The organism is Streptomyces sp. CC224B, from assembly GCF_030010595.1.
Classification (GTDB): Bacteria; Actinomycetota; Actinomycetes; order Streptomycetales; family Streptomycetaceae; genus Streptomyces; species Streptomyces longispororuber.
Genome location: NZ_JASCXL010000012.1, coordinates 1 through 11,899 on the forward strand (window position 1 = coordinate 1; position 11,899 = coordinate 11,899).

Below are 11,899 nucleotides of genomic sequence, written 5' to 3' on the forward strand. Positions count from 1 at the left end.
CCGCCGCTCCCCGCGGGGGGGGGGGCGGGGGCGCGCCCCCCCCCCCCCCCCCCCCCGTGGGGGGGGGGGGGGGGGGGCCCCCCCCCCCCGTTTCGGGAAGGGGTGGGCCTGGGGCGCCCCCGCGAGGCCACGCGCCTGCTCAGGCCCGCCCCACCCGCACCCCCACCACCGCAGCCCCCACAGCCACCCCCACGCACACCCCCACGCACACCCCCATGACATCCCACGGCACCACAAGCACCTCCGGCCCCACCGGCACCGAGAGCCGCGCGAGCGCCGCCGCCAGGCCCCCGAGCCCGACCCCCGTCACCGCGAGCCCCAGGACCGTGCCCACCGCCACCGCCAGCAGCGCCTCCCCGGCCGCGACGAGCCGTAGCTGCGCGGGGGTGGCCCCTACGAGGCGCAGGGAGCGCAGCTCGGGGGCGCGTACCGGCGCGGTCATCAGGAGCGTGGCGGCCAGGGAGATCACCGCGTACGCGAGGCAGATCGCGAGCAGCATCAGCAGCCCGAGGCGGGTCTGCTCCTTCATGCCGGGGTGCGTGGCGGCGAGCCAGTCCGCGACCGGCCGGACCTCGCCGCCGCTCGCGCGCAGCGCCCGCGCCACGGCGGCTCGCTCGGCGCCGGGGCGCAGCCGTACGTCGAGCCGGTCCACGGGGGCGGCCGCGTTGCGCGCGGTCACGTACGCGCCGTTGCCGCCGGTGCCGCGCGCGAGGACCGCCGCGATCCGCAGCCGGGCCCGGCGCCCGTCGCCGAGCCACACGGTCACGCGCTCGCCGACGCGGTGCCGCTGCCACTCCTCGTTGACGACGATCGAACAGTCGTCGAGGCCGCGGACGTCGCCCGCGACCACCGGGAGCCGGGTCACCGCGGCGAACGCCGCCGGGTCGGCGACCGCCCGCGCCTCGGAGCGGACCAGCGCGGCGCCGTCGTCCTCGCGGACGAAGACGGCCGTGGCGGCGGAGGCGGACACGGTCGCGCCCGGCACCGGGCCGACGGGGCGCAGCGCGTCCCCGGTGACGACGAGGTCGGCGGCGGTCTGCCGCCGCGCCTCGGCCGCCCCGGCCGCCCCGACCGTCGCGGCCGAGCCGAACAGGCAGCCCGCGAGCGCCACGGTGACCAGGACGGGCGCGGCCACGGCGGCCGTACGGCGCACCCCGGCGCCGCAGTTGGCGCGCGCCACCCGGGCGAGGGCGACCGCCGGGCGGGTCCGCCCCGGCCGCAGCGCCGCGGGCCGGCGGAAGAGCGCCACGACGCGGCGTACGAGGAGCGGCGCGAGGGCGGCGACGGCCGTCGCGAGGATCATCGGCTGCGTGGTGTACGTCTTGCGCTTGAGCAGGTCCGCGGGGTCCGACCACAGCGTCCACGCGAGCAGCCCGAGCGCCCCGGCGAGCAGCGCGGCCCCCGCGGCGCGGCGGCCCCGCGGCATGACGCCGGTGTCGAGCGAGGCCTCCCGCAGCGCCTCCACGGGGCTCACGCGCCCCGCCCGCCACGCCGCGCTCCAGGCCCCGGCGAGGGCGACGAGCAGCCCCGTCCAGAAGGCGAGCTGGTACGGCCACCAGGTCCACTGCAGCCCCTCGGCCACCCGGAACCAGGGCGGCGCCACCTCCGCCGCGACCAGCGCCCGCGCGCAGCGGGGCGCCGCCCACGCCCCGAGCGCACACCCCGCCGCCGACGCCGCCGCGCCCACCGCCAGCGCCTCCCCGAGCAGCCAGCGCCGCACCTGGCCCCGGCTCGCCCCGGCCGCCCGCAGCAGCCCCAGCTCCCGGCGGCGCAGCGCCACGACGAACGCGAAGGCGGACGCGGTGACGAACGCCGACACGAAGACGGCGACCCCGCCCGCCGTGCCGAGGAACGCGGTGACGGCCACCAGCGCCCGCCCGTCCTCCTCGGCCCCGGGGTCGGCGCGGCGCCGGTCGGCGCCGGTGAGCACCCGGGCGCCGGTGCCGGACGCGGCGACCGCCGCCCGCACCGCGCGCTCCGGCGCGTCCACGCCGACGGCGTCCAGCGGCCCCCGGACGAGTACGGTCCCGAGGTCCCGCAGGTCGTCGAGGAGCGCGCTGTCCACAGGGTGTGGATGAGCGAGCCGCTTCGTGACGCGGTCGGCCTCGGGCCCGCGCCGCACCGGCACGGTGAGCGTGTCCCGCCCCGCCACGACGACGGCCGAGTCCGCGAACCGCTGCGGGGCCCGGTCCGCCCCGCCCGCGCCGGCCGCGAGCCCCACGGCCGCCGCGGCGGTGAGCGCCACCCCGAGGGCGACGGCGACGAAGGCCCCGAGGAACCCGGCCCAGCGAGAGCGCAGCGAAGCGAGAATCATGCTCCCAGCGAACCGTCCGCCGCCGCCCGCCTCACGCCCCCTGGCGGGCGGATCGACGGTAGGGCCAGACCTACCCTTAGGGGTATGGACTCGGTGATCGACAAGGCGTTCGCGACGGCGCTGTACGAGGGCGCGGCGGCTGCCGGTGAAGGTTCCGAGGACAGCCCGAACGGGGCGTCCCGTAAGGGTGGCAAGGGCGGCAAGGGCAACCGGGGCGACAAGGGCAACCGGGGCCGGGAGGGGCGCGAGGGCGGCCGCGACGGGCGCGCGGGCCGTAGTGGGCGCGCGGGCCGGGGCGGGCGCGGGGGGCGCGCCGCCCACGCCCCCGACCACGCCCTGGACACCGCGGCCTCGCTGATCGCCGCCGAACCCGCCGTCGACGCCGAAGTCGCGCGCCGTGGCGAGGAGTTCCTCCGCCGCGCCTGGGAGCGCGGCTGGCTCCCCGCCGACGTGCTGCGCCTCGTGCGGCGCGACCTCGGCGACGAGCACGTCCGCCTCGCCGCCGAGCTGATCCGCGCCGAGACCCGCCGCTACGGACCCGGCGACCTGCCCGCCCGCTGGCCCGCCCAGCTCGCCGCCCTCGACGCGTACGAGCCCTGGCGGGCCCCGGACCGCTTCTCGCGGGCCACCGCCCTGCTCACCCTCTACCGCTTCCTGCTGCGGCTGCCCGCGATCGAGCCGGTGGGACCGCCGCCGGGCAGCGCGCGCACCCGGCTCACCGCGGCGCCCGCGCACGGCGAGCCGCGCGCCCTCACCCGCGTCCGCGCCCTGCTCGCCAAGGCCGAGGCGACCGCGTACCCGCCGGAGGCGGAGGCGCTGACCGCGAAGGCGCAGGAGCTGATGGCCCGCTACAGCGTCGACGAGGCGCTGCTCGCCGCGCGCACCCACGCGGCGGACGCGCCCGGCGCCTGCCGCGTCGGCGTCGACGCCCCGTACGAGACGGCCAAGGCGATCCTCCTCGACGCCGTGGCCACGGCGAACCGCTGCCGCGCCGTGTGGAACGAGCCCTTCGCCTTCTCCACCCTCGTCGGCTTCGAACCCGACCTGGAGGTGGCCGAGTTGCTGTACACCTCCCTGCTCGTCCAGGGCGCCGCCGCCCTGACCACGGCCGAGGCGGAGCAGCGCGCGGGCGGGCGCAGGCGTACGAAGACGTTCCGGCAGGCCTTCTGGATGGCGTACGCCGACCGCGTCGGGGCCCGCCTGGAGGCGGCGGCCGCGCCCGTCACGCACGAGGCCGGCCACGGCGCGCTGCTCCCGGTGCTCGCCGCGCGGGACGTCGCCGTCACCGACCACGCGGAGCGCATGTTCCCCGAGACCACCACGACCCGCGTGCGCGGCGCCCACGACGGCGCGGGCTGGGCCGAGGGCGCGGCGGCCGCGTCGGGCGCTAACCTTCACGCTCGTGTGAGGCTTCCGCACACCCGCCCGGACCGGAGGGAGTGACATGCGCATCGGAGAGCTGTCGGAACGCACCGGTACGTCCCGCAGACTGCTGCGCTACTACGAGGAACAGGGCCTGATCGTCGCCGACCGGGCCCCGAACGGCTACCGCGACTACGACGAGTCCAACGTCGACCGCGTCCTGCAGATCCGCGGCCTCCTGGACGCCGGGCTCCCCACCCGCCTCATCAAGCAGATCCTGCCCTGCCTGAACAAGCCCCGCGCCATCCACTTCGAGGACGCCACCCCGGAGATGCTCGCCACCCTGGAGCGCGAACGGGACCGCATGACCCGACGCGTCGAATGCCTGACCCGCAACCGCGACGCGATAGCGGAGTACCTGAACGAAGTCCGCGCGACCCGCGCACGACAACCGGCGTAACCCCCGGCCGCGCGCCCCGCCCCCCGGCCGCGCGCCCCGCCCCCGCCCGCGGCGCCACCGAGGAGGCATAGGGGGCGAAACCCCGCAAACCCGTACCATCACGGAGTGACCTGGTGGCGAGCCCTGCGACAGACGACCCGCACGGGTCTGACCGTGGAGCGCCGCCGCCTCGAACCCCTGGTGGCCCTGCGCGGCGCGGCCGGCCTGGCCGTGGTGATCACCGCGGCCCTCGCCCTCTTCGGCCCCGCCGTCGCCGCCGGCTCCGCGTTCGGCGCGTACCAGGCGGCCATCGCCACGTTCCAGCGGAGCTGGCGCCCCCGCCCGGAGCTGGCCGTCGCCTCCGGCACCAGCCTCGCCGTGTCGACCTTTCTCGGCTACGTGAGCGGCGCCCACGAGCCCCTGTTCCTCGCGCTGCTCGCCGTGTGGACCTTCCTCGCGGGCCTGAGCTGGGCGGCGGGCCCCACGATCGGCCTCATCGCCACGTCCAACGTCGCCATCATGCTGGTCACGATCACGCTCCCCACCTCGCTCGCGGAGGCCGCGGGCCACGCCGCGATGATGGTCGTGGGCGGCCTGGTCCAGGCGGCCCTGGTGATCCTGTTCCCGGTGCGCCGCTGGGGCCCGCACCGGGACGCCCTCGCCGATGCGCTGGCCGCCGAGGCCGACTACGCCCGCCGCCTGCGCCACGACCCGGTCGCGCCCTTCGACCCGGCCCCGCTGATGGCGGCCCGCGACGCCGCGACCATCACGCCCCGCCAGGCACGCAGCCGCCCGGCCGCCCTGCACGGCACCCGCGGCCTCGCCGAACGCGTCCGCCCGGTCCTCGCCTCGCTCGCGGACCCGGCGATGGGCGTCCCCGCCGAGGGCCCGGAGCGCGACCGCGTCCGGGAGCTCCTGGCCGCGGCGGCCGACGTCCTCGACGCCGCGGCCCGGGCCATCCGCCACGGCACCCCCGTCCCGCGCCTGCCCGCGGCGGCCGCCACCTTCGGCGCGCCCGACGCGGAGGACCTGCTCACGGGCCCGCCCCACCGGGCGGCGACGCGCCTCGGGGCTCTCCTGCGGGACGTCGTGGAGGTCGCGGGCGTCCCCGCCCCGGGCAAGCGTCCCGCGGGGCGGGCGCCCCACGAGGCAGCCACCCCGGACCCGTCCACGACCTCCCGAGAGGCAGCGAGCCCGGACCCGTCCGCGACCTCCCGAGAGGCAGCCACCCCGGACCCGTCCGCGACCCCCCGCGAGGCCCCCGCCCACCTGGTCCGCCCAGGCCTCCTGGCCCTGGTCCCCGCCGCCTGCAAGGCCATGCGCACCGAACTGCGCAAGCGGAACTCCGCCGTCACCCGCCACGCCGTCCGCGTCACCGCGGTCACCGTCACCGGCTACCTCCTGGCCACGCGCCTGCCCCTCGGGCACGCCTACTGGGCGCCCATGGCCGCGGTCATGGTGATGCGCCCCGACTTCTCCCAGACCTACTCCCGCGCGGTGGCCCGCTTCGCCGGCACCCTGGTCGGCGTGGCCCTGGCGACCGGCCTGGTCCAGCTCGTCCACCCCGGCACGCACCTGTCCGCGGCCCTCGCCGTCATCTGCGCCGGGCTGATGTACCTGCTGATGCGCACCGGCCAGGTCGCCGCCCAGGCCTGTGTCGCCGCGTACGTCGTGTTCCTGCTCGGGATGGGCGGCGAGGAGTGGACGCAGACGGTGCCGGAGCGCGCCGTCCTGACCCTGCTCGGCGGCGCCCTCGCGATGCTCGCGTACGCCCTCTACCCGGCCTGGGAGACCCCGCGGCTGCGCACCCGGCTCGCGGACTGGCTGGCCGCGGACGGCCGGTACGCCGCCGCCGTCGTCCGCCACTACGCCGAACCCGCGGGCAAGGCCTGCCCCGACGTGCGCGAGGCCCTGCTCGCCGCCCGCGACGCGCGGATCGCCTGGCAGGAGGCCGCGGCGCGGGCCCGGCGCGAACCGGTGCGTCACCGCGGCCTGTCCCACGCGGCCGCGCAGGACGCCGAGCGCGCCCTGGTGCAGATCGGCCGCGTCGCCATGCTGATGGAGGCCCACCTGCCCGAGCGCGGGGCGCCCCCGGTCCCGGCCGCCGCCCGCTTCGCGGACGCACTGGGCACCGCCACCGACCGGGCTGCGAAGGCCGTGCGCGAACGCCGCGTACCCACCTGGGAACCGGTCCGCGAGGCGCTGGCGGACTGGGACGGCGAGGGCGCCCCGGACCGCGTCGTCCGCCGCGGCGCGGGCCTCCTCCTGGACGCGCTCGGTGAACTCTCCGACGCCCTGGACGTGACGCCCCCGCCGATGCTGGTGGACGGCACCGACAGCGGCAGGCCGCGGCCCCCCGGGGGGTCCGCGGCCCGCTGACGGCGTCCGCCGGGTGCGTCAGCCCCGCGGCAGGTCCGCCGTCGGCAGCCCCTTGGGCAGCCGGCCGCCCTCGGCCTTGGTGAACTCGTCCGTGCCGAAGCCCTCCCAGGCGACCTTCAGCTTCGTGCCGTCCACGGACTCGACGCGGCCCTCGGAGCGGTCCGTGGAGCCGTCGCTGCACTTCAGCTTGATCATCCGCAGGCCCGCCTCCTCCTCGGCGGTGCCGCTGCACACCTGCCCGGCGGAGGCCAGCGAGGCGTTCCCGCCCCTGATGACGAGGGCGACCGGCTTGCCCTTGGACTGGGTCATCCAACTGCCCTCCAGGCTGCCGCCCTTGGCGCCCGACTCCCCGGAGCCGGGCCCCTTGGACGCGCTGTCCGAGGCCGCGCCCTTGTCGTTGCCGCCCTCGTCACCCTTGTCGCCGTCGTCGCTGCTGCAACCGGTCAGCACGAGCGCGGCGGCGAGCCCCGCCACCGTCGCACCGATCGTCGTCATGCGGACGTGCCTGCGCACGAAGTCCCCCTAGTCAGAGCTGTTGAACGAGCATCGTCCCCGGCCACCGGCCCGGAATCGCGCGCCAAGCTACCAGGACGACTTCCGTACGCCGGGCAGGAATCCGGCGTGCGCCTGCTCGCGCAGCCGCACCCGGGAGAGCCCGAACGTCCGCAGATAGCCGCGCGGCCGCCCGTCCACGCTGTCGCGATTGCGTACGCGGGTGGCGCTGGCGTCACGCGGCTGGCGCGCCAACTCCCGCCGGGCCGCGATGCGTTCGGCCTCCGGCGTGGAGGGGCGGCGGATGATCTCCTTCAGCTCGGCCCGCCGCGCGGCGTACCGGGCGACCGTCGCGCGCCGCTGCTCGTTCTTCGCGATCTTGCTCTTCTTGGCCATCAGACCTTCACCCCGCGCGCACGAATCCGGGCCACGGCGGCCTCGACGCCGATCACGTCGACGGTCTTGATGCCCTTCGCGCTCAGCCGCAGGCGCACGTACCGGCCCTCGCTCGGCAGCCAGTAGCGCTTGCTCTGGACGTTGGGGTCGAAACGGCGCGACGAGCGCCGGTGGGAGTGGGAAATGGTCTTGCCGAAGCCCGGCTTCGCGCCGGTGAGCTGGCAGTGGGCGGACACGGTGACGCACCTCTCGGTCGGAATCGCTCCCGTCCATTTGGAAACGGGATTCATTTTCATATACTAGCCGTCATGGCTCGCAACGAACTCCGCCCGGTCATCAAGCTCCGGTCCACCGCCGGCACGGGCTACACCTACGTCACCCGCAAGAACCGCAGGAACGACCCCGACCGCCTCACCCTGCGCAAGTACGACCCGGTCGCCGGCCGCCACGTCGACTTCCGAGAGGAGCGCTGATCCCGATGCGACCCGGCATCCACCCGCCCTACGGCCCCGTCGTCTTCCGCGACAAGGCCGCGGGCTTCGCCTTCCTCACGCGCTCGACGGCCACCAGCGACAAGACGATCGACTGGGAGGACGGCCGCACGTACCCCGTCATCGACGTCGAGGTCTCCTCCGCGAGCCACCCCTTCTACACGGGCCAGCAGCGCGTCCTCGACACGGCGGGCCGCGTGGAGCGCTTCGAGCGCCGCTACGGCTCCCGCTCCCCCGAGGGCGGGGCCCGCTGATGGGCACCCCCCTCGACGTGGTCGTCGTGGCCGGGCTGCACGCCGAGGCCCGCGCGGCGGCCGTGGCCCGGCTGCTGGCCACCGTCCCCGGCAGCGTCGCCCTGCACCACGACCTCTCGGCCGCGCCCGGCGGCGGCGTCACCCGGACCGTGCGCGACGCGAACGGGCCGCTGTCCAGCGGCGAGGCCCCCCTCGTCAACGACTGCGCCTGCTGCGCCCTGCGCGAGGACCTCGTACCGGAGCTGGAGCGCCTCGCCGCCGGCGGCCTCACCCGGCTCGCGGTCGTCGAGCTGTGGGACTCCGTCGAGCCCCAGGCCATGGCCGAGGTCATCGCCGGGCACGGCTCGCGCGCGCTGCGCCTGAGCGGTGTGCTCACGGCCGTCGACCCGAGCCTGCTGCTGCCCTACCTCGCCAACGGCGACGACCTGGCGGAGGCGGGGCTCGCCGCGGCCGCCGCCGACCGGCGCACCGTCGCCGACACCTGGGCGCGGCAGCTCGAGTACCCGCCGGTGCTCGCGGTCCTCGACACCGGGACCGCCGCGCCCGTGGACGACGCCGACCGCGCGCTGCTCGCCCAGCTCCACCCGACGGCCCGCCAGGTCCCGATCGGCCACGGTGACCTGGCGGGCGCCGCACGCGCCGGCTTCGACGTGGAGGCGGCCGCCGCGGCGCAGCACCCGGCGTGCGCGCTGCTGCCCGCCGAGGCCGACGACAGCGGCGTCACCACGCTGGTCTGGCGCCGCGAGCGGCCCTTCCACCCGGAGCGGCTGTACGCGGCCCTGGAGGACCTGACCTGCGCCGCCGCGCGCAGCCGGGGCCGCTTCTGGCTCGCCGACCACCCCGACACGCTGCTCGCCTGGGACGCGGCGGGCGGCGCCCTGTGCGTGGAGAGCGCCGGGCCGTGGCTCGCGTCCCTGCCGGACGCCGCCTGGGAGCTGGTGCCGCCGGTGCGCCGCGCTGCCGCCGCGCTCGACTGGCACCCGGAGCACGGCGACCGCTGCCAGCACCTCGTGTTCACCTCGCCCGGCCTCGACCGCGACGCGCTCGTGCGTGTCCTGGAGTCCTGCCTCCTCACGGACGAGGAGTACGCCGCCGGGCGCGACGCCTGGAAGAACCTGCCGCCCGCCTTCGACTCCCTCCTGGAGGTCTGACCCGTGTCCCCCCGCCGCGCCGACCGCAAGCCCCTGAAGCCCCGCCCCAACCCGCTGGACCAGGCGGGCATCACGTACATCGACTACAAGGACGTCGAGCTGCTGCGGAAGTTCCTCTCGGACCGGGGCAAGATCCGCTCCCGCCGTGTGACCCGCGTGACGGTGCGGCAGCAGCGGCAGCTCGCCCGCGCCGTCAAGAACGCCCGGGAGATGGCGCTGCTGCCGTACGCGCCCCGCTGACGCGGCCGCCGCCCCCGGTGCCGGGGCAAGCGCTTGCGGCCGCCGCGAACTCCTCCCCGTACGCCTGCCACCAGACGGCCCCCGAACGCGTCTGTACCTAGTGCACGAGGGAATCGGATCCGGACAACCCGGCGCGGGAACACCGCGGGAAGATCATGGACGGGGGCTGGCGTTCGCATGTCATGCGGGGTTCGTCGCGGTGGCCGGAGGAGCTGTAACCAGCTCACCACACCGCGTGCACGTGCATCTGCCCATGCATCGGCACATGAACACAGCTATGATCCGGGACAGTTGACGGCTACAACGACAGCCACGGCACCACCGGGGAGCGACCTGTGCACCACGTGTTCAACGGCATGGCGGCCACGGATCTTCACGGGGTGGTCTGGCAGAAGAGCAGGCACAGCAATTCCCAGGGTGCCTGCGTGGAGTTCGCGAAGCTGCCGGGCGGCGACGTCGCCGTGCGCAACTCGCGCTTCCCGGACGGGCCGGCGCTCGTCTACACGCGCGCCGAGATAGAGGCGATGCTGCTCGGCATGAAGGACGGCGAGTTCGACGACCTGGTCAGCGGCTGATCACACGCGTGCGCGCCGTCGCCGAACCCGTGCGTACGCCGCGTCGCTGATCAGGCGAGCTGGAACAGCGCCCACACCACCTTGCCGCTCAGCGCGCCCGCGAGCGGGTGCCACCCCCAGCCGTCGCTGAACGAGTCCACCAGGAAGAGGCCCCGGCCGGACTCCGCCGAGAACTCGTCGAAGGCGTCCTCGGGCCCCCGCGTCACCGGGCTCTCGTCGCTGGGGTCCCGTACCGCGCACACCAGGCGCGAGGTCCAGCGCATCATGTGCAGCCGCACGGGCGCGTCCTCGCCGACCACGCAGTGCACCTCGGCGTGCGCGCCGTGGGCGGGCAGGGCGTGCCGCAGCGCGTTGGTGACGAGCTCGGAGACGACGAGCGCGACGTCGTCGAAGCGGTCGTCGAGCTCCCAGGAGGAAAGCGTCTTCCGGGTGAACTGCCGTGCGCTGCCGACCGCTTCGTACCGGGGCGGGAGGGAGCAGGAGGCCGCGCTGGAGACCCCGGAGGGGTCGAGCGGAGGAAGCCCCTGCCGCAAGGGCTCGAGCATGGTTGATCCATTCGTCCCCATGCGAGGCACTCCCCGGTTTTCGCGGTTCGCGGTACGAAGCGAGCGTGCGGTGGCGCGGTCGGTACAGCGGTCGGTACAGCAAGGGCACAACAAGTGACGCGCCGACCATGGTTCCGAATGCGTACAGCAGATGCAAGGGCAGATGCACGTGCACGCGCCGGACTTGACCGTTCCTAGGGGGCTTCTTGCCCATTTCTTCCTACGGCCTCTTGTGGAGACTGTCCTTACGCTTTCCCTTTCCGTAACCGAACGAGCACCGCCTGAAGCGTTTAATGGCACACTGCGAGTCTCAAGACCTTGGGGAGGACTGAGCGAAGTGACCGCTGGGGAGTCGAGCGGCTCGGTGGTACGGCGCATTCTGCTGGGCTCGCAACTGAGGCGCCTGAGGGAAGCACGCGGCATCACCCGTGAAGCGGCCGGATACTCGATCCGCGCGTCCGAATCGAAGATCAGCCGCATGGAGTTGGGCAGGGTGAGCTTCAAGTCGAGGGACGTGGAAGACCTTCTCACGCTCTACGGAGTCACGGACGAGGCCGAGCGCGCCGCGCTCCTCTCGCTCGCCAAGGAGGCCAACCTCACCGGCTGGTGGCACAGTTACTCCGACGTGCTGCCGGGCTGGTTCCAGACATATATCGGCCTGGAGGGCGCCGCCTCGCTCATCCGGGTCTACGAAGTCCAGTTCATCAACGGCCTGTTGCAGACGGAGGCCTACGCGCACGCCGTCGTCGAGCGCGGCCTGAAGGCCGCCGCAGGCCGCGGCGGTGGCGGCAAGGTCAGCCAGGCCGACATCGACCGCCGGGTCGCGCTGCGCCTGGAGCGCCAGAAGCTGCTCGTCTCGGAGCGCGCGCCGCAGTTCCGGTGCGTCCTCGACGAGGCGGCGCTGCGGCGGCCGTACGGCGACCGCGAGGTGATGCGCGGGCAGATCCAGCACCTCATCGACATCTCCGAGCGGCCGAACGTGACGCTGCAGGTCATGCCGTTCACCTTCGGCGGCCACGCGGGCGAGAGCGGCGCGTTCACGATGCTGAGCTTCCCCGAGTCCGACCTGTCGGACGTCGTCTACCTGGAACAGCTCACCGGCGCGCTGTACCTGGACAAGCGGGAGGAAGTGGCCCAGTACGAGCGGGCGATGGCCGAGCTCCAGGAGGACTGTCCGGATCCGGCCGACAGCCGTGACCTTCTGCGTGGTCTACTCCAACTGACCTGAATCGTCAGTAGGATGACGGGAATTCAGGAGTCT

Annotated in this window: 14 protein-coding genes; 9 read left to right on the plus strand and 5 right to left on the minus strand. The window is 75.4% G+C overall.

Annotation, left to right across the window (positions count from 1 at the left end):
• Positions 1–139 precede the first annotated feature (139 nt).
• Positions 140–2,314 carry an FtsX-like permease family protein gene (locus QK440_RS07125; protein WP_282792130.1) on the minus strand — a complete coding sequence of 725 codons (2,175 nt, stop codon included), beginning with the start codon at positions 2,312–2,314 and terminating at the stop codon, positions 140–142.
• An 84-nt stretch (positions 2,315–2,398) separates the two neighbouring features.
• Between QK440_RS07125 and QK440_RS07130 the strand changes: the two genes are divergently transcribed.
• From QK440_RS07130 to QK440_RS07140, 3 genes are all read left to right on the plus strand, one after another.
• Complete coding sequence (locus tag QK440_RS07130; RefSeq protein WP_282792131.1) at positions 2,399–3,757, plus strand: DUF2786 domain-containing protein; 1,359 nt, start codon at positions 2,399–2,401, stop codon at positions 3,755–3,757.
• A gap of 1 nt (position 3,758) precedes the next feature.
• Positions 3,759–4,136 (plus strand): MerR family transcriptional regulator, encoded by a 378-nt coding sequence (locus QK440_RS07135; protein ID WP_282792132.1) that lies wholly within the window; start codon positions 3,759–3,761, stop codon positions 4,134–4,136.
• Positions 4,137–4,241: 105 nt separating this feature from the next.
• Positions 4,242–6,494, plus strand: coding sequence for an FUSC family protein (locus QK440_RS07140; RefSeq protein ID WP_282792133.1), 2,253 nt, complete (start codon positions 4,242–4,244; stop codon positions 6,492–6,494).
• 18 nt (positions 6,495–6,512) lie between these two features.
• Here the strand turns inward: QK440_RS07140 and QK440_RS07145 are convergent, their stop codons facing one another.
• The 3 genes from QK440_RS07145 to rpmB all read right to left on the minus strand — a co-directional run bounded on the left by QK440_RS07145 (position 6,513) and on the right by rpmB (position 7,618).
• Positions 6,513–6,989, minus strand: coding sequence for a hypothetical protein (locus QK440_RS07145; protein ID WP_282792134.1), 477 nt, complete (start codon positions 6,987–6,989; stop codon positions 6,513–6,515).
• An 87-nt stretch (positions 6,990–7,076) separates the two neighbouring features.
• On the minus strand, positions 7,077–7,382 hold the full coding sequence (rpsN, locus tag QK440_RS07150) for a 30S ribosomal protein S14 (RefSeq protein ID WP_282792135.1): 306 nt from the start codon (positions 7,380–7,382) through the stop codon (positions 7,077–7,079).
• The gene (gene rpmB, locus QK440_RS07155; RefSeq protein WP_282792136.1) at positions 7,382–7,618 is read right to left on the minus strand and encodes a 50S ribosomal protein L28; all 237 of its coding nucleotides are present in this window, start codon (positions 7,616–7,618) and stop codon (positions 7,382–7,384) included. Before rpmB ends, rpsN begins: the two co-directional genes overlap by 1 nt.
• Before the next feature lie 72 nt (positions 7,619–7,690).
• On the opposite strand from rpmB, the gene rpmG reads away from it, so the two are divergent.
• From rpmG to QK440_RS07180, 5 genes are all read left to right on the plus strand, one after another.
• Positions 7,691–7,855 (plus strand): 50S ribosomal protein L33, encoded by a 165-nt coding sequence (rpmG, locus tag QK440_RS07160; RefSeq protein ID WP_030361075.1) that lies wholly within the window; start codon positions 7,691–7,693, stop codon positions 7,853–7,855.
• Positions 7,856–7,860: 5 nt separating this feature from the next.
• Positions 7,861–8,127 carry a type B 50S ribosomal protein L31 gene (locus QK440_RS07165; protein WP_282792137.1) on the plus strand — a complete coding sequence of 89 codons (267 nt, stop codon included), beginning with the start codon at positions 7,861–7,863 and terminating at the stop codon, positions 8,125–8,127.
• Positions 8,127–9,278 (plus strand): GTP-binding protein, encoded by a 1,152-nt coding sequence (locus tag QK440_RS07170; RefSeq protein ID WP_282792138.1) that lies wholly within the window; start codon positions 8,127–8,129, stop codon positions 9,276–9,278. Before QK440_RS07165 ends, QK440_RS07170 begins: the two co-directional genes overlap by 1 nt.
• A gap of 3 nt (positions 9,279–9,281) precedes the next feature.
• Positions 9,282–9,518, plus strand: a complete 237-nt coding sequence (gene rpsR / locus QK440_RS07175; RefSeq protein ID WP_282792139.1) for a 30S ribosomal protein S18 — start codon at positions 9,282–9,284, stop codon at positions 9,516–9,518.
• 335 nt (positions 9,519–9,853) lie between these two features.
• A complete protein-coding gene (locus tag QK440_RS07180; protein ID WP_282792140.1) occupies positions 9,854–10,093 on the plus strand; it encodes a DUF397 domain-containing protein in 240 nt (79 codons plus the stop codon).
• 50 nt (positions 10,094–10,143) lie between these two features.
• Here the strand turns inward: QK440_RS07180 and QK440_RS07185 are convergent, their stop codons facing one another.
• A complete protein-coding gene (locus QK440_RS07185) occupies positions 10,144–10,659 on the minus strand; it encodes an ATP-binding protein (protein ID WP_282792141.1) in 516 nt (171 codons plus the stop codon).
• Positions 10,660–10,975: 316 nt separating this feature from the next.
• On the opposite strand from QK440_RS07185, the gene QK440_RS07190 reads away from it, so the two are divergent.
• Positions 10,976–11,866, plus strand: a complete 891-nt coding sequence (locus tag QK440_RS07190; RefSeq protein ID WP_282792142.1) for a helix-turn-helix transcriptional regulator — start codon at positions 10,976–10,978, stop codon at positions 11,864–11,866.
• Positions 11,867–11,899 lie beyond the last annotated feature (33 nt).